This is a genomic window from Flavobacterium sp. CBA20B-1 (genome assembly GCF_028473145.1).
In the GTDB taxonomy this organism is placed as follows: Bacteria; Bacteroidota; Bacteroidia; order Flavobacteriales; family Flavobacteriaceae; genus Flavobacterium.
The window spans coordinates 1,012,667-1,029,929 of record NZ_CP092370.1; the positions used below are offsets into that span (position 1 = coordinate 1,012,667).

Consider the following 17,263-nt stretch of genomic DNA (forward strand, 5'->3'; position numbering starts at 1 on the left):
CAAAAAATTATGGTATTAGAACTAGAACAAGATAATTTACAAGAGGTTATTACTCAAAATGAAAAAGTAGCTGTTCAATTTTCGGCTTCATGGTGCGGAAACTGCCGTATTATGAAACCCAAATTCAAAAAAATGGCTACCGAAAAAGAAGATATCGCTTTTGTAATTGTTGATGCAGAGAAATTTCCTGAATCAAGAAAATTAGCAAATGTAACCAACCTACCAACTTTTGCGATTTTTAACAATGGGGCATTAGTTGATGAAACCCAAACCAACAAAGCAGAAGTTTTAGCAGAATTAGTGAATAAATTAACCTAACGACATGAAACTACCTGTAATAAAACATCTTACGCAATTCATAGAAGAAAACGACCAAGATTATATCAATGAAACGATTGAAGTTTTAGAAGCTTTAACCGAGGTTCCTTCTTTAAAAGATGAAGAATTAGATGTAATTGGCGAATTAATCTCTAATATGTATGGTGCGCTTGAAGTTGATAAACTTATTAAATCAGGCACTCCGAAAAAAGAAGCTTTAAACACTTTTATGCAACGTGTATTAGGGTCAATTGATAAATAAGAAGTTACAAAAACCACAAAAAAACCACGAGCCAAACTCGTGGTTTTTTTATTACCCCAATGCCAAATATTTTCAGTAATTTTGCCAAAATTGTTTGTTGATGAAGCACAAAAAAACATCATTCCTTTCGGGTAGAATTAAAAGCGTAACCTATGCCCTTAAAGGGTTTTACCTTTTAATTTCAACAGAACACAGTATTATTGCCCAATTGCTCATTAGTGGGTTTATGTGCGGTGTTGGTTTTTATTTCGAAATCAGCCTTGTGGAATGGATGTTTCAAATTCTTGCAATAGGTTTAGTGTTAACAACCGAAAGTCTTAACACTGCTATTGAAGCCGTGTGCGATTACATACAACCCAAATTCGACAAAAAAATAGGATTTATTAAAGATATAGCCGCCGGTGCCGTAACTTTTGCTGCATTAACAGCCATTGTTATTGGTGCTATTATTTATCTACCAAAAATATTATAGAATGCCAGCTAAGAAAAAACCTGATACAAAAAGCACAAAACAAAATCCACAAAAGGCGAAACAAACAGCCACAAACGGTGCACGCATAAGTTTTATTTTCGGAACATTGTTTTTAATGTTTTCGGTGATTTTGCTGTGCAGTTTTATCTCCTATTTCACCTCAGGAGCTTTTGACCAAAGCATTGTAAACCAATTAGATAACCGCGAGCTAGAACCTCAAAATTGGATTGGTAAGTTTGGTGCCTGGTTGGCGCACAATTTCATTTTTAATGGCTTTGGAATTGCATCCTTTTTATTCGTAAAAATATTTGCTGAAATTGCGCTTTGGTTTGGCATTCGGTTCAGTGCTGCCAAGTTGCGCCGAATGATTTTTTGGGATTTGTTTACGGTATTAGTGCTTTCCATTGCATTGGGACATTTTGGTGCAAAGCATCCGTTTTTGGGTGGTGTGGTTGGTTTTGAAATGAACGATTATTTGCAAGATTATATTGGGCAAATAGGCGCTTTGTTAGTAGTGGTTTTCTTAATAATTTTCTACTTGATTTTCAGAGTAAAAATGACTCCAAAGGCATTTACAAATGTAGTTTCCAACACGCATGCCAAAATAAAGGATAATTTAGAAAAAGCAGAAGATATTATTAAAACGCAACCTGCACAACCTATAAACATCAACCAGCCTGTAAAAGAAGATGCAAAAGTAAGTGTGCCTGCTCCCACAGCAAAAAAAGAAGTGGCTGAACCTGCGGTTTCAAACCAAATTGATTTTAATTTGAACAATGAAGAGGAAGTAGAAAACAACGACTATTTAACCAATTTCTCAGTTACAGACAACAGTAAAAAAGAAACAACACATCACGAAGAATTCATCATTGAAACCACAGAAGAAGAAGCGATATCTGATGAAGATTTAGCCACTAAAATTGTGGAAGACTTTGGATTGTTTGACCCCACCTTGGAATTATCGAAATACCAATTTCCAACCAGCGAATTACTTTTTGAACACACCACAGGCGGTATCACTATTAATCAAGCAGAATTAGAAGAAAATAAAAACCGTATTGTTGAAACATTAAACAACTATAAAATTGGTATTGCACAAATCAAAGCAACCGTTGGACCAACTGTAACGCTTTATGAAATTGTGCCTGATGCCGGTATTCGTATTTCAAAAATTAAGAGTTTAGAAGACGATATTGCATTGTCTTTATCTGCTTTAGGAATTCGTATCATTGCGCCTATTCCGGGAAAAGGAACTATTGGTATCGAAGTTCCGAACACAAAACCCACAACGGTCTCAATGAAATCGTTGATTTTATCGCCCAAATTTCAAAATGCCGAAATGGAATTGCCAATTGCAATTGGTAAAACTATTTCAAACGAAACATTTGTTTTCGATTTGGCTAAAATGCCCCATTTACTAATGGCGGGTGCTACCGGACAAGGAAAATCGGTTGGATTAAATGCCGTATTAACATCATTGCTATACAAGAAACATCCTGCCGAAGTGAAATTTGTTTTGGTGGATCCAAAGAAGGTAGAATTAACGTTGTTCAACAAAATTGAGCGTCATTTCTTAGCGAAATTACCCGATACTGAAGATGCAATTATCACCGATAATACCAAAGTAATTCACACATTGAACTCTATGTGTATTGAAATGGACAATCGCTATTCACTGTTGAAAGATGCCATGGTACGCAACATTAAAGAGTATAATGAAAAATTTAAGCAACGCAAGTTAAATCCAGAATTGGGTCACCGCTTTTTGCCATACATCGTTTTGGTGGTTGATGAGTTTGCCGATTTAATTATGACAGCCGGTAAAGAAGTAGAAACCCCTATTGCTCGTTTAGCTCAGTTGGCGCGCGCCATTGGTATCCACTTAATTATTGCAACGCAACGTCCGTCGGTAAACGTGATCACGGGTATCATTAAAGCCAATTTCCCTGCCCGAATTGCTTTTCGTGTGAGTTCAAAAATCGATTCAAGAACTATTTTAGATGGTCCTGGAGCAGATCAATTAATAGGTCGCGGAGATTTACTTTTTACGCAAGGAAACGATACTGTTCGTGTGCAATGTGGTTTTGTTGACACACCAGAGGTTGAAAAAATCACAGAATTTATCGGCGCTCAGAAAGGTTATGGCGACGCGTATTTATTGCCAGAATATGTAGGCGAAGAAAGTGGCACAAGTCTTGATATTGATATTGCAGACCGCGATGTAATGTTCCGCGAAGCTGCTGAAATTATTGTTACGGCACAGCAAGGATCGGCATCGTTGTTACAAAGAAAACTAAAATTGGGGTATAACCGTGCCGGCCGATTAATCGATCAGTTAGAAGCTGCAGGAATCGTAGGACCTTTTGAAGGCAGCAAAGCACGCTCTGTAAACATTCCCGATTTGGTTTCTTTAGATGAATTTTTAAACAACGAAAAATAAAAAATGTAATGAAAAAATTAGCAACAATACTTTCTGTTTTATTTATAGGAATAGCAACTCATGCGCAAAACGCAACTGCTGCAAAGAAGCTTTTAGATGAAGTTTCGGCAAAAACAAAATCTTATAAAAATATGGTTATTGATTTTAGTTTTAACAACGGAAAGCAAGAAACCAACGGAAAAGCTACTATTCAAGGCGAAAAATATACGGTAGATTTCATGGGAATTACTCAAATTTTTGATGGTTCTAAAATGTACATCATCAATCCAAACGATGAAGAAGTAACAATTGCAAGTGCCCAATCAGCAGATTCACAAGCCGTGAGTATTGCAAGTTTATTATCTTTTTACAAAAAAGGTTACACCTATGTGTGGGATAAAAAACAAACGATCAACGGAAAATCGATCCAATTCATTAAACTGATTCCTACCTCAAAAAAAGATGTTAAAGAAATCTATTTAGGCATCGATACCAAAAATAAAAATATTTACAACCGCACCGATGTGTATAAAAGCGGCAGTAAAACAATCATAACGTTAAAATCTTTCAAAACAAATCAAGCATTGTCAAAAAACCTTTTTACCTTTGCAAAGTCAAAATATCCAAATTATTACATCAACAATTTAGATTAAGGTAGCACGTGAAAATACTTGATCGTTATATATTAACAAGCTTTGTAAAAACATTTTTTTCGGTATTTGCAATCTTGTTTTTCATATTTGTTTTACAAGGAATTTGGGTCTTTATTGGTGATTTAGCCGGTAAAGACCTTGATTTTATTACAATATTTAAGTTTTTGTTTTTCTATTCGCCAAAAATGATTCCGATGGTTTTGCCTTTATCGGTTTTATTGGCTTCTATCATGACGTTTGGTGATTTTTCAGAAAACTATGAGTTTGCTGCCATGAAATCATCGGGAATTTCATTGCAAAGAGCCATGCGTTCCTTAATCATCTTTATTTTTATTTTATCGGGTCTATCGTTTTGGTTCATTAACAATGTGGCGCCAAAATCAGAATTTAAGTTTGTGAATATGCGTAGAGATATCATTCATACCAAACCAGCTATGGCAATCTCTGCGGGACAATTTAACAGTTTAGGTGCTTTAAATATTAAGGTAGAAGAAAAATATGGCGAGAAAGATGAGCAGCTTCGCAATGTAACCATGCATGTTATCAACCAACAAAACAGTCAAAACAAAACCGTTATAAAAGCAAAAACCGGAAAAATTGAAACCAACGAAAACAGCCCAATTTTAAAACTGCATTTGTTCGATGGCAATTATTATGAAGATGTAACTACCCGCAGATCTTCATCAAACGAACCTTTTATTAAATCAGATTTCAAACATTATATAATGAGTATTGATGTTTCAGAATTTGATAAATCGGAAGAAGAATTGCAAGAAATATCCAATACAGCAAATATGATGAATATTTCGCAGCTTGCTTACACCATAGATTCGTTAGATAACAATCTTAAAAACGAAATAAAAATTCAAGCAGATGCCGACAAAGAAAATACGCGTTTGTTTTTATCGAACACACCAAAAGAACCCGAAATCACTTATAAAACTATTCGTTTAGATACGTTATTAAAGCAAAAAAAATATGCGCAAAAAATAAGTTTATATTCCAATGCCGTAGCTGTTGCTGAAAACATAAAATTCAATATCACCAACAATAAAAATGCAGTAAACGAAAAAGAAAAACACATAAACCGCCACTGGGTTGCCCTTTACGAAAAATTTGTAATTGCTTTCTCGTGTTTATTAATGTTTTTTATTGGTGCGCCTTTGGGTGCAATTATCAGAAAAGGCGGTTTAGGATTGCCTATGGTTTTTGCTGTTTTAATTTTTATTACCTATCATTTCATTAATACATTTGGAAAAAAATTAGCTCAAGAAAACGGAATTACACCTTTTTTTGGTGCATGGTTATCTACCCTAATTTTACTTCCCATGGCTATTACATTTACATACAAAGCCACTCGTGACCGTGGTATAAATAGCATAGACAACCTGCTGTATCCACTTACGAATTATTTAAAAACAAAGTTTAAAAAGAAACAAAACAATATCGAAAATGTCTGATATAAAACTAAATACGATTGAAGAAGCTATAGAAGATATTCGCCAAGGAAAAATTATTATTGTGGTTGACGATGAAGACCGCGAAAACGAAGGCGATTTTATAGCAGCTGCCGAAAAAGTTACCCCAGAAATGATCAATTTTATGGCAACACACGGTCGGGGATTAATTTGTGCACCGCTTACACAAAAACGCTGTAAAGAATTAGACCTGCACCCAATGGTAACCAACAACACCGTTTTGCACCAAACAGCGTTCACGGTTTCTGTTGATTTAATTGGTCATGGTTGCACAACCGGAATTTCTGCCCACGACCGATCAAAAACCATCGAGTTTTTAGTGAAAGATGAAACCAAGCCAGAAGATTTAGGCCGCCCAGGACACATTTTTCCATTAATCGCAAAGGAAGGCGGCGTTTTAAGAAGAACCGGACACACAGAAGCTGCAGTAGATTTAGCTCGATTAGCAGGTTTTAAACCCGCAGGAATTTTAGTAGAAATTTTAAACGAAGACGGATCCATGGCACGCTTACCAGAACTAATGGAAGTTGCCAAAAAATTTGATATGAAACTTATTTCTATTGAAGATTTAGTGGCCTATCGCATGAAGCACGACAGTTTGATTCAGAAAAAAGAAGATTTTGACATACAAACAAAATTTGGCACATTTCGTTTACGAGCTTACTTGCAAGTAACCAATAAACAAGTACACATTGCACTAACTAAAGGCATTTGGAATACAGGCGATGCCGTTTTAACACGCATTAATTCTTCGCAAGTAAACAATGATATTTTGGGCAACTTAACCAATAACCCAGAAGAAAAGTTAGAATTGATGTTTCAGGCTATTGATAAAGAAGGCAAAGGGGCTGTTTTGTTTATCAATCAAGAATACAACACCTTAGATTTATTGAAACGTTTAAACGAATTAAAAGAGCTGCAAGCCGAAACCAAGGGAATTGTTAAAGCACCTAAAATTCAAATGGACACCAAAGATTTTGGAATTGGAGCCCAAATTTTGCACGATTTAAACATCACTAAAATTAAATTGATGAGTAATTCTGAACACAGTAAACGTGTTGGTATGGTGGGCTACGGTTTAGAAATTGTAGATTATATTAATTTTTAGATTTTTTAGAGAATTGTTTTTGCAGAATTAAAAAATCATTTTATATTTGCACCACTGAAAATGAGCAATCATTTTTTGGAGAAATGGCAGAGTGGTCGAATGCGGCAGTCTTGAAAACTGTTGACTGTAACAGGTCCGGGGGTTCGAATCCCTCTTTCTCCGCAAAAAAAGGGTTTTCTTAATGAAAACCCTTTTTAATTATATATCTATACCTCACCTACCCACGATAGAATGATACAATTCTAATGCTTTGCCATCTGTTAGTAACGAAATAAATCTGCATACATTTAATAAACGTAAATACAAACTTTCATTTTCAGTTTGATATTGTTCGGGTAACAATTTCAAAATAAGTTCATCAAAATGAGTGGTTGTGCCATTATATTTATTATTGGTGGCAGCGATGAATTTTTCTAACAATGTATGCAAAACTTTGTATCCCACCACTTCTTTTTCTACCACCTCTTTGCTTTCATACACATTGGAAATACTTATAGTGATGATATCTTTCATTTGGGCTACATAGGCACATTTATCGGTTAATGCAAACGGGAAATTTCCTTTTAAGATTTCATCCTCGTTTTCCATAAACACACGCACCACATCGTTTATTAAACTGCCAATTGCCAACGCACGCAAATAACTTACACGCTCTGCTTTGGTTTTTAACTGTGCATATTTTACCGAGTTGATATTGTCTTTTACAATCTTTATTAAAAATTCCAACGCGTGCTCTTCAGGAATCCAGCCTAAGTTTATTCCGTCTTCAAAATCAATAATGGTATAGCAAATATCATCTGCGGCTTCTACTAAATAAGTCAATGGATGGCGAAAATAGCGCAACCGCTCCCCTTCTCTTTTCAACAAACCAAGCGTATTGGCAATGTCTAAAAAGCTTGATTTATCGGCTTGAAAAAATCCGTATTTTTTATCAGAAATTTCGTTGGTTGGCTTTTTTGGAAGACTTTCCTTTGGATATTTCATAAACGCACCCAAAGTGGCATACGAAATGCGCAAACCGCCTTCTGCTCCCGGACGCGAATCGGTTAAAATATGAAAACCATTGGCATTTCCTTCAAAATCAATTAAATCTTGCCATTGGGCAGGTTCTAGATCCAATCGAAATTGTTCACCAGCTCCGTGTTTAAAAAAGTCGCCAATAGCCTTTTCTCCTGAATGACCAAACGGTGGATTTCCAATATCATGACACAAACAAGCTGCGGCAACTATGGCTCCGAAATCGTTTATAGTATAACCTAAATCACTTAACTCAGGATATTTATTAATGATTTGGTCGCCTGCCAATCGACCGATAGACCTGCCAACAACCGAAACTTCTAAACTATGCGTTAATCGAGTGTGTACAAAATCGGTTTTTGATAGCGGAATTACCTGCGTTTTATCTTGCAAACTGCGAAAAGCGTTCGAGAAAATAATGCGGTCGTAATCTACTTCAAAACCAATACGTGAAGGATTCTCGTTTTTGCGTTCGCGAACGTTTGTATCGCCAAATTTTTTTAATGAAAGTAACTGCTTCCAGTTCATTATCGTATTTGTCATTTTGTTAAGACAATTGTTCGTTTATAATATTTTGCTTTACTTGTTTGTAAAAATCGTCTTTTGCCTGCGCATACGATACTTGATACAAACGTTTTTGGGGATGATATTTCTCTGGTATCGAAACTTTAAGAGTATCGTACAAATCATCTAATAATTCGTTTGATGGTTTTTCGTAGGAAATTTGCCATTCAAATCTGCGTTTCAAAGCTTCATCAATCATCTGTACTTGATTGGTTGCTGCAATCAAAATCGATTTCTGCGGAAAATAATCCATTAATTGAATAATGGCATTTACCACGCGTTTCATTTCTGAATTGTCTTTGTTATCGTAATCGCGAATTTGTCCTAACGAATCAAATTCATCTAACAACAAAACCATACTTTCATACTGCGATTCTTTGAACAACGCATCTAAATTTTTAGCTGTTTCACCTAATTTCGATGAAATAATGGTTGCCAAATTTACAATCATTAGTTTTTTGTTTAAATGATTGGCAATCACTTTAGCTGTCATGGTTTTTCCTGTACCGCTGTCGCCATACAACAACAATTTGTTCGATATAGGTATTTTGTATTGATCAAACAAATTTTTAAACTGTTGCTCATGCAAAAACGCCATTAAATGACTTTTAATTTCAGCCGATGCAATGAAATCTTCAAACGTAACATTGCTTCTATCAATATAATAAAAAGTACTCATTTATATAGTTTGTGTTTTCTTTAAACCTTTAAATGCCATTCTAAAAGCGAATAGCATTAAAATAGATGCCAAAACAAAGGGTGCACCCGGAAAGATAAACGGAGCCGAATCGTGCGTAAAATAATAAAAAATACTGGTCATAACCAACGGTCCAAATGTAGCTGTAGCACTGTTTAAGCTTGCCAATGTTCCTTGAATTTGCCCTTGCTCGTTTGGTGGCACGTGATTGGTAATTTCTGATTGAATGGCTGGACCGGCTAATCCACCTAAACAATAAGGAATTAAAAACACAAAAACCATCCATTCTTTTGATGCAAATGCAATTAAAATTAAACCCAAACAGTTTATCGAATAGCCTAATAAAATACTTTTCCCATTGCCAATACGTGGGTTAATGTATCGCACCAAACCACCTTGCACAATAGCAACCAACAAACCAATAACGCCTAGTGAAATACCCACCATGCGTTCGTCCCAGTTGTATCGATACATGGTATAAAAACTCCAATTTCCGTGAACGGCATGCGATGCAAAATACATAAAAAACATGGCAGCTACTAGGCCAATAATATTCGGGAATTTTTTTAGGCGCAATAAAGAGCCAACTGGGTTGGCAGCTTTCCATTCAAAACTTCTACGCTTATCGGGTTGTAATGATTCAGGTAGCACAAAATATCCATACACAAAATTCACAAAACACAAAGCCGCAGCAGCATAAAACGGAACGCGTGAACCAAACTGCCCTAGCAAACCACCAATTACCGGACCAATGATAAAGCCAATTCCGAACGCAGCCCCAACCAAACCAAAATTTTTGGCTTTATTTTCGGGTGTACTTACATCGGATATGTAGGCCATTGCGGTAGAGATGCTTGCTCCGGTTATTCCGGCTACAATTCTTCCTACAAAAAGCCATGGAACGCTAGGCGCTAACGCCAAAACTAAGTAATCTACTGCAAATGCCATTAAAGAGATCAACAAAATAGGGCGTCTTCCATATCGATCGGATAAACTGCCCATGAGTGGGGCACACAAAAACTGCGTGAAAGCGTATGCAAATGCCAACCAGCCACCTAACTGTGCGGCTTCGCTAATATCGGAATGATTTAATTCTTGTAATAATTTGGGAATTACCGGAATAATAATACCAATACCAATAATATCAATTAACATGGTAATAAATATAAAACCTATTGCAGCTGACTTTTTAGAGCCCATACTTTTTTTATTAAGAAAACAAATCTACGAAATAGCTTCGGTTTTTTTATAAATTAGTGTTTTAAAAGTATGTATAATTTATGGTGAAATCTGTGGCATTTTTATGGTTGTTTTTATGCTTTATCTCTTGTAACAAAAAACCGATATCGGTTGTTAATTTTGATGAATTAATTCATTATAAGGTTGATTCTTTGGCTGCTAATAAAAAGGAACTAACTGCTATTTTATCTGGAAAAGGTATTGAAACTATTGCTGACACCTTGGTTATTAATCAATTGACAGAATTAGGTTTTGTAAGATCTTTGGTTGATAAATCTAGTGCCAAAAAAGTGAAACAAGTGTTGACATCAAACCAAAACACAATCGACAACAGTAAATGTTTGCCCATTTATCGGGACTTTTTAATTCTAAAGAAGCAAAATAAAACCATAGGAATTTTTAAAGTTTGTTTGGAATGTTCGCAGTTTAACTATATTGATGCTTTTACGAATGAAGAAATATTGATGAATGATGAGAATAAATCATTGATATATAAGCACTTGTGATAAAAAAATAACATTCATCAATTAAACATTTATTTTCATAAAAAAATGGCTATTTTAGCACTGTAACATTAAAAGATTTATGAAAAACAAATATGTAAACTTTATATCCGACGAACATTTATTAAATTGTATAGAAAATTTACATCAATCGTATCTAAAATCGAAAAATAAAATTTCTAAAAAAAGTTTTTACAATAATAAAATTGATACAATAAAACTTACATTCGATGCAAAATTTAATGATATTAGCGAAGATGATTTAATACAAACTGAAATGCTTCGTCAAATTGATAAATCTATCAATAATTCAATAGGAACTTTTCATGAACAAGTTTTAGGTGGAATTAATGGTTTTGAACTTGGGAATTTGAGTGGTTTCGATATAAAAGCAAGTGATGATACATTGTTTGCTGATATTAAAAATAAGCACAACACAATGAACAGTAGTTCGTCGGAAGCTTTATTTCAGAAATTATCTCGCTATGCAGATGATTACAAAAAAGCTAAATGTTATTGGGTTCAAATATTAGCCAAAGGTAGCTTTAATGAACATTGGAAAGGTGATATTAATGGAAAAGAATACAGCCATTCTAGAGTGTTCAAAATTTCGGGTGATCAATTTTACGCCTTGCTTACAGGAGAAAGTGATGCTCTATTTCAATTATACAAGGTGCTACCACAAGCAATTGATGACTATTTAAAATCACTCGAAGAAGAAAGCAATATCAAAGAACATTCGGCTTTAGAAGAAATAACTGCTGAAACCGAAAAATCTAGACGTTCTATACTCAATCAAATAACTTTTGAAAATTACAACTATTATTTAGGATTTGATAAGCTATAATATCTATTCAAAAAATGAATGATTGAATAAGCAACCTCGCATGCTAAATTAACGGGAACTGCATTTCCAATTTGCTTATATTGCTGTGCCATTGGACCAGCAAATTCCCAATTATCAGGAAATGTTTGAATCCTAGCATATTCTCGAACTGTAAAAGGTCGTGTTTCATCTGGATGACAGCGTTCTGTTTGCTTTTGAGCAGGACTACATGTTAACGTAAGACAAGGTTCGTCCCAACCAATCCTTCTTGCCATACCTGTTTTTCCTCCTCCTAAATAAAAACTTGCACCCATAAAATCTTTTTGCAGTTCAATAGGTAAATCACGCCAATAACCTTTTGGTGGGACTAAGTCTAAAACCTTTTTTTTGCTTTCAGGATATTTAGCGCCAATAGATTTCGGAACATTTGAATCAAACAACTCCCCTTTTTTAAGTGCATCTTCTAAATTATAAATTTTTCTATACGGTTTCGGATAATCATAGTTTACGTTGATATCTTTTCTAATTCCAACCAAAATTAAACGTTCTCTTTTCTGCGGAACTTTATAATTTAACGCCTTTAATATTTCAGGAGCGACTACTTTATACCCAATCTCATCCAAAACAGAAATCATTCCTTTCAATGTTTTTCCATTATCATGATTTAAAAGACCTTTCACATTTTCACCTATACAAATTGGAGGATTCACCTCTTTGACAACACGTGCAAACTCATAAAATAGCGTTCCTCTAGCATCTTCCAGACCTAATCTTTTCCCTGCATAACTGAATGCTTGACAAGGAAATCCACCTGTAACCACATCAATTTGATTATGGTATTCGGTAAAATCAAAATTTCTAATATCCCCTTCCAAAACATTCCAGTTCGGACGATTTTTTCTTAAAGTTTCACAAGCATGTCTATCTATTTCGTTTAGAGCTACACATTTCAGACCAGCTTTTTCCATACCAACTGCTAAGCCTCCTGCACCTGCAAAAAGTTCTAACACTTTATATTCTCTCTCTGGTAAAACAAAATTTGATACTGTTTCTTCAAAATCAGATTTTAGAAACTCTGCAAACAAATTCTCTACTTCTCTTCTTCGATAAACTCTATAATTGCTCATTGGTTCACGAACCGCAATAAGCTTACCTTCTTCATCCCAACGACGCAGGGTTTTAGTACTTTTATTTAGTAATTTTGCTGTTTCCGAAATAGTTAAATATTCAATCATAACCAAATTATACAACATTAGACATTGGTTACAAATATATAATTATTTTTTCAAAAAAAAGCCTTCCCTTCCGGAAAGACTTTTAACAATATAAAAACAATAAAATATTATAACTCTAATGCTTTTTTAGGATCATTGTTCATTAACAATTCCATTGGGCTTTCTAAAGCCTCTTTAACAGCCACTAAGAAACCAACTGACTCGCGACCATCGATAATTCTGTGGTCATAAGATAATGCAATGTACATCATTGGCGCAATAACTACTTGTCCGTTTACTGCAACCGGGCGTTCAATGATATTGTGCATTCCTAAAATACCTGATTGTGGCGGGTTGATAATTGGTGTGGACAACATAGAACCAAATACACCACCGTTGGTAATTGTAAATGTTCCGCCGGTCATTTCGTCAACCGTAATTTGTCCGTCACGTGCTCTTGTTGCCAAACGTTTAATTTCAGCTTCTACCCCACGGAACGATAATAATTCTGCGTTGCGAACAACCGGAACCATCAATCCTTTTGGACCAGAAACTGCAATGGAAATATCGGCAAAATCGAATTTAATTTGATCTTGACCATCGATCATTGAGTTTACATCTGGGTATAATGCCAACGCACGGGTTACTGCTTTTGTGAAAAACGACATATATCCTAACGACACATTGTGTTTTGCTTTAAAAGCATCTTTAAACTCGGTGCGCAACTTGTTCACTTCTGTTAGGTTCACTTCATTGAAAGTAGTTAACATTGCAGTAGTGTTTTTAGCTTCCACCAAACGTTCAGCTACTTTTCTACGAAGCATCGACATTTTTTTACGTTCGGTTCCGCGAGGTCCGCCCGTCGGTGTTCCCATCGATGGTACTGCGTTCAAAGCATCTTCTTTGGTTACACGTCCGTCTTTACCAGTGCCTTGGATAGCTGTGGCATCGATGTTCTTTTCGTCTAATATTTTTTTAGCAGCTGGCGATGCCGAACCTGTTGCGTAAGTTGCCGCAGCATTTGGTTCTGCTTTTGCGGGTGCTGCTTTTATTTCTTCTTTCTTCTCTTCTGCTTTTGGAGCTTCTGTCGCTGTATTGCCACTGCCCGATGGTTTTTCAGCACTTGTATCGATCAAACAAACTACCTGACCAACTGCCACCGCGTCGCCTTCTTCGGCTTTCAACGTAATGATTCCGCTTGCTTCTGCAGGTAATTCTAAAGTTGCTTTGTCCGAATCAACCTCAGCAATTGCTTGGTCTTTCTCTACATAGTCTCCGTCTTTTACTAACCAAGTAGCAATTTCCACTTCTGTGATTGACTCTCCTGGCGAAGGAACTTTCATTTCTAAGATACTCATCAGTATATTAATTTAATATTGTTGTTATTTAAAATACGTTCTAAAATTATAAATTTTTATCGAATACTTTGGCAATTGCACGTGCATATCTTGCTTTAGATCGAACAGATGAACCTGCTGCTGGTGCTGCCGATGCTGCTGGTGCTGCCAAACGGAATTTCACCAAATCAAAATTCATCAGCATATAACCATAAGCACCCATGTTTTTAGGTTCTTCTTGCGCCCAAACATAATCCTCTACATTCGGGTAAGAAGAAATTATTTCTTTTAATTTGTCGTTATCCAATGGGAACAATTGCTCTAAACGAACAAATGCTACATCTTTTCGACCTAAATTTTCTTTCTCTGTTTGTAAATCGTAATAGAATTTTCCAGAAACAAATACCAATGTTTTCACCAATGATTTTTCTTCCACTTTTGGATCATCTATTATGGTTTGAAACGATCCATTGGTTAATTCTTCTATGGTAGATGTGGCATCTGGATGTCTCAACAACGATTTGGGCGACATTACAACTAATGGTTTTCTAAAATCGGTTACCATTTGTCTGCGCAACATGTGAAAATGATTTGCTGGCGTTGTGCAGTTTGCTACATACATATTATGGTTTGCACATAGTTGTAAATAACGTTCTAAACGAGCAGATGAATGTTCTGCGCCTTGGTGCTCATAGCCGTGAGGTAGCAACATTACAATTCCATTTTGGTTGCCCCATTTGTCTTCACCTGCCGATATGTATTGGTCGATCATGATTTGGGCCCCGTTAGAGAAATCTCCAAATTGTGCTTCCCAAATGGTTAAAGCTTTTGGATTTGCCATGGCGTATCCATACTCAAAACCTAAAACGGCGTATTCTGATAAATGCGAGTTATAGATGCGCATTTGACCGTTTTGTGATTTAATATTGTTTAATGGTACATATTCATATTCTGTGTCTTCGGTTTTCACAACAGCATGGCGGTGCGAAAACGTACCACGCTGCACATCTTGCCCTGAAAAACGCACGTCATATCCTTCTGAAATTAATGTTCCATAGGCCAATAATTCGCCCATAGCCCAATCTAAACGATTGGTTTCATAGTACATATTGTAGCGGTCTTTTATTAGTTTGGATACTTTATTGATAAATTTCTTGTTTGATGGCAAGGCAGTTAATGCAGGTGCAATATCGTCTAACATTTCACGAGAAACCTTTGTGTCATAACTTTGCAACATGCGATGAACATCTGCAATATGATATCCTTCCCACTCTTTTTCCATGAAAGGTATAACTACTGCTTTATCGGTTGCTTTAGCTTCGGCCAAATTTTCTTCTAAAACGGCTTTGTACTTTTCTTCTAAATGATCCACATAAGAACTATCAATGATTTTATTTTCAACAAGTTGCGCATTGTAGATATTGCGTGCATTTTGGTGTTTAGAGATTAATTTGTAGAGAATAGGCTGTGTGAAACGAGGTTCATCTCCTTCGTTATGACCGTATTTTCTGTATCCAACTAAATCTACAAAAACATCCTCTTTAAACTCCATTCTGTATGCCAATGCAAACAACATTGCTTTTACTGCTGCTTCGGGATCATCGGCATTTACATGTACAACGGGTGCAGACACTACTTTTGCTACATCGGTTGCATAAACGCCCGAGCGTGCATCTTTATAGCTGGTTGTAAAACCTACTTGATTGTTCAACACCAAATGAATGGTTCCTGCGGTTTGGTAAGCACGCAATTTACTCATTTGCACAATTTCGTACACAATGCCCTGACCTGCAACAGCTGCATCACCATGCAAAGCTATTGGCAATACTTTTGAAAAATCGTTTGGATATACTTTGTCTTGTTTGGCACGAACCACACCTTCTATCACAGCTCCAACGGTTTCTAAATGCGATGGGTTGGGTGCTAAATTCAATATAATTTTTTTACCCGAACGGGTTTCGCGTTCGGAGGTGTATCCTAAATGGTATTTCACATCGCCATCGAATGTATCGGCAACATCGGCATAATCTTTTCCATCAAATTCAGTAAAAATTTTCTTGGGCGGCTTTTGCATAATATTTGCCAAAATATTCAAACGGCCGCGGTGTGCCATTCCTATTACCACATCTTCTACTCCAGCAGTTCCGGCTGCATCAATCATTGCGTCTATTGCAGGTATAGTAGCTTCTAACCCTTCTAATGAGAAGCGTTTTTGCCCCACATATTTGGTGTGAAAGAAATTTTCGAATGCAGATGCCTCTACTAATTTTTCTAAAATATGTTTTTGTTGATCGGTATTTAAATCGGAAACTTTAGATTCTACATATTTTGCAATCCATTGCACTTTTTCTTCATTTGGAATATACATATATTCAATACCAATTGTGGTGCAATATGTATTTTTCAAGTGATCTATGATTTGCTGCAACGTACTTTTTTCTAAGTGAATGCTTTTTGCAGCATCGAAAGTTACGTTTAAATCGGCTTGTGTAAGACCAAATTTTTCGATGGAGAAATCAGGAGCTTCGCCTGTTTTCTCTAATAAAGGATTTGTTTTGGTTACTAAATGCCCATGGGTGCGGTATGCGTCTATTAATCTTAGAACTGCAAATTCTTTTTTAACCGTTTCAGCAATTGCTGCAGATTCGCCAGAACCTTGGTATGCATTTGATAATTGTTCTACCGGGCTGCCATTGTATTCATTTGCAAAATCGAAGCCTTGAAAAAAACTTCTCCAACTTGGCTCTACACTATCAGGGTTTGTTAGGTACTGATCGTATAAATCTGCAAAGAATGTGGTATGTGCAGCGTTTAAAAAGGAAAACCTATCCATAATATTTGTCTAATGACTCTTTTTTTTCGTTAAAAAATTTTCACAAAAATACAATAGTTTCCATTAATAATATAATATTTAGTACAGTTTTATCATTTAATTTTCAACTTATAGTACGTTTGTGTTATTCCATTTTGGGGTGAATTTACTTAAATATTAACAATATCGTTTTTTAAAAGATTTTTTTTATTAATTTGCTAAAAAACATCTTTAATTGCTTTTAATTTTTAAAAATATATAATTCAAAAAAACACTTCTGCTAAAACAAATCATGTATTTTTTAGCGTTAAGAATGTTTTAACTGAATATTTAATATCTTAGCA

The 17,263-nt window shown here is 35.5% G+C and carries 15 protein-coding genes and 1 tRNA gene; 10 read left to right on the forward strand and 6 right to left on the reverse strand.

Annotation, left to right across the window (positions count from 1 at the left end):
* Positions 1-9 precede the first annotated feature (9 nt).
* The 8 genes from MG290_RS05100 (at position 10) to MG290_RS05135 (ending at position 6,872) form a co-directional block, all read left to right on the forward strand.
* Positions 10-318, forward strand: coding sequence for a thioredoxin family protein (locus MG290_RS05100; RefSeq protein WP_264562793.1), 309 nt, complete (start codon positions 10-12; stop codon positions 316-318).
* Between the two features lie 4 nt (positions 319-322).
* Positions 323-580, forward strand: a complete 258-nt coding sequence (locus MG290_RS05105; protein ID WP_257498477.1) for a DUF6952 family protein — start codon at positions 323-325, stop codon at positions 578-580.
* A gap of 100 nt (positions 581-680) precedes the next feature.
* Complete coding sequence (locus MG290_RS05110; protein ID WP_264562794.1) at positions 681-1,052, forward strand: diacylglycerol kinase family protein; 372 nt, start codon at positions 681-683, stop codon at positions 1,050-1,052.
* 1 nt (position 1,053) lies between these two features.
* Positions 1,054-3,492, forward strand: coding sequence for a DNA translocase FtsK (locus MG290_RS05115; protein ID WP_264562795.1), 2,439 nt, complete (start codon positions 1,054-1,056; stop codon positions 3,490-3,492).
* 8 nt (positions 3,493-3,500) lie between these two features.
* The gene (locus MG290_RS05120) at positions 3,501-4,124 is read left to right on the forward strand and encodes a LolA family protein (protein ID WP_264562796.1); all 624 of its coding nucleotides are present in this window, start codon (positions 3,501-3,503) and stop codon (positions 4,122-4,124) included.
* A gap of 8 nt (positions 4,125-4,132) precedes the next feature.
* Positions 4,133-5,584, forward strand: coding sequence for an LptF/LptG family permease (locus MG290_RS05125; RefSeq protein WP_264562797.1), 1,452 nt, complete (start codon positions 4,133-4,135; stop codon positions 5,582-5,584).
* Complete coding sequence (gene ribB, locus MG290_RS05130) at positions 5,577-6,710, forward strand: 3,4-dihydroxy-2-butanone-4-phosphate synthase (RefSeq protein ID WP_264562798.1); 1,134 nt, start codon at positions 5,577-5,579, stop codon at positions 6,708-6,710. Before MG290_RS05125 ends, ribB begins: the two co-directional genes overlap by 8 nt.
* A gap of 77 nt (positions 6,711-6,787) precedes the next feature.
* A tRNA-Ser gene (locus tag MG290_RS05135) sits at positions 6,788-6,872 on the forward strand.
* Positions 6,873-6,923: 51 nt separating this feature from the next.
* On the opposite strand, the gene dgt is transcribed toward MG290_RS05135, so the two are convergent.
* The 3 genes from dgt to MG290_RS05150 are packed head-to-tail and all read right to left on the reverse strand — an operon-like array spanning position 6,924 to position 10,188.
* Positions 6,924-8,255, reverse strand: a complete 1,332-nt coding sequence (gene dgt, locus MG290_RS05140; protein WP_264563179.1) for a dGTP triphosphohydrolase — start codon at positions 8,253-8,255, stop codon at positions 6,924-6,926.
* Positions 8,256-8,274: 19 nt separating this feature from the next.
* Positions 8,275-8,970 (reverse strand): AAA family ATPase, encoded by a 696-nt coding sequence (locus tag MG290_RS05145; RefSeq protein ID WP_264562799.1) that lies wholly within the window; start codon positions 8,968-8,970, stop codon positions 8,275-8,277.
* Positions 8,971-10,188: a TCR/Tet family MFS transporter gene (locus MG290_RS05150; RefSeq protein WP_264562800.1), complete on the reverse strand. Its 1,218-nt coding sequence runs from the start codon at positions 10,186-10,188 to the stop codon at positions 8,971-8,973.
* 80 nt (positions 10,189-10,268) lie between these two features.
* Between MG290_RS05150 and MG290_RS05155 the strand changes: the two genes are divergently transcribed.
* Positions 10,269-10,733, forward strand: coding sequence for a hypothetical protein (locus MG290_RS05155; protein ID WP_264562801.1), 465 nt, complete (start codon positions 10,269-10,271; stop codon positions 10,731-10,733).
* A gap of 79 nt (positions 10,734-10,812) precedes the next feature.
* The gene (locus MG290_RS05160) at positions 10,813-11,577 is read left to right on the forward strand and encodes an Eco47II family restriction endonuclease (RefSeq protein WP_264562802.1); all 765 of its coding nucleotides are present in this window, start codon (positions 10,813-10,815) and stop codon (positions 11,575-11,577) included.
* On the opposite strand, the gene dcm is transcribed toward MG290_RS05160, so the two are convergent.
* The 3 genes from dcm to MG290_RS05175 all read right to left on the reverse strand — a co-directional run bounded on the left by dcm (position 11,553) and on the right by MG290_RS05175 (position 16,940).
* Positions 11,553-12,791: a DNA (cytosine-5-)-methyltransferase gene (gene dcm, locus MG290_RS05165; RefSeq protein ID WP_413614617.1), complete on the reverse strand. Its 1,239-nt coding sequence runs from the start codon at positions 12,789-12,791 to the stop codon at positions 11,553-11,555. The two genes, MG290_RS05160 and dcm, sit on opposite strands and share 25 nt — an antisense overlap.
* A 107-nt stretch (positions 12,792-12,898) precedes the next feature.
* Positions 12,899-14,128, reverse strand: coding sequence for a 2-oxoglutarate dehydrogenase complex dihydrolipoyllysine-residue succinyltransferase (gene odhB / locus MG290_RS05170; RefSeq protein WP_264562803.1), 1,230 nt, complete (start codon positions 14,126-14,128; stop codon positions 12,899-12,901).
* Between the two features lie 46 nt (positions 14,129-14,174).
* A complete protein-coding gene (locus tag MG290_RS05175) occupies positions 14,175-16,940 on the reverse strand; it encodes a 2-oxoglutarate dehydrogenase E1 component (RefSeq protein ID WP_264562804.1) in 2,766 nt (921 codons plus the stop codon).
* Between the last annotated feature and the right edge of the window lie 323 nt (positions 16,941-17,263).

What these genes read in the sequence shown, in the direction of transcription:
- MG290_RS05100 (WP_264562793.1), top strand. Translation starts at nt 10, where the DNA reads ATGGTATTAGAACTAGAACAAGATAATTTACAAGAGGTTATTACTCAA.
- MG290_RS05105 (WP_257498477.1), top strand. Translation starts at nt 323, where the DNA reads ATGAAACTACCTGTAATAAAACATCTTACGCAATTCATAGAAGAAAAC.
- MG290_RS05110 (WP_264562794.1), top strand. Translation starts at nt 681, where the DNA reads ATGAAGCACAAAAAAACATCATTCCTTTCGGGTAGAATTAAAAGCGTA.
- MG290_RS05115 (WP_264562795.1), top strand. Translation starts at nt 1,054, where the DNA reads ATGCCAGCTAAGAAAAAACCTGATACAAAAAGCACAAAACAAAATCCA.
- MG290_RS05120 (WP_264562796.1), top strand. Translation starts at nt 3,501, where the DNA reads ATGAAAAAATTAGCAACAATACTTTCTGTTTTATTTATAGGAATAGCA.
- ribB (WP_264562798.1), top strand. Translation starts at nt 5,577, where the DNA reads ATGTCTGATATAAAACTAAATACGATTGAAGAAGCTATAGAAGATATT.
- dgt (WP_264563179.1), bottom strand. Translation starts at nt 8,255, where the DNA reads ATGAACTGGAAGCAGTTACTTTCATTAAAAAAATTTGGCGATACAAAC.
- MG290_RS05145 (WP_264562799.1), bottom strand. Translation starts at nt 8,970, where the DNA reads ATGAGTACTTTTTATTATATTGATAGAAGCAATGTTACGTTTGAAGAT.
- MG290_RS05150 (WP_264562800.1), bottom strand. Translation starts at nt 10,188, where the DNA reads ATGGGCTCTAAAAAGTCAGCTGCAATAGGTTTTATATTTATTACCATG.
- MG290_RS05155 (WP_264562801.1), top strand. Translation starts at nt 10,269, where the DNA reads ATGGTGAAATCTGTGGCATTTTTATGGTTGTTTTTATGCTTTATCTCT.
- MG290_RS05160 (WP_264562802.1), top strand. Translation starts at nt 10,813, where the DNA reads ATGAAAAACAAATATGTAAACTTTATATCCGACGAACATTTATTAAAT.
- dcm (WP_413614617.1), bottom strand. Translation starts at nt 12,791, where the DNA reads ATGATTGAATATTTAACTATTTCGGAAACAGCAAAATTACTAAATAAA.
- odhB (WP_264562803.1), bottom strand. Translation starts at nt 14,128, where the DNA reads ATGAGTATCTTAGAAATGAAAGTTCCTTCGCCAGGAGAGTCAATCACA.
- MG290_RS05175 (WP_264562804.1), bottom strand. Translation starts at nt 16,940, where the DNA reads ATGGATAGGTTTTCCTTTTTAAACGCTGCACATACCACATTCTTTGCA.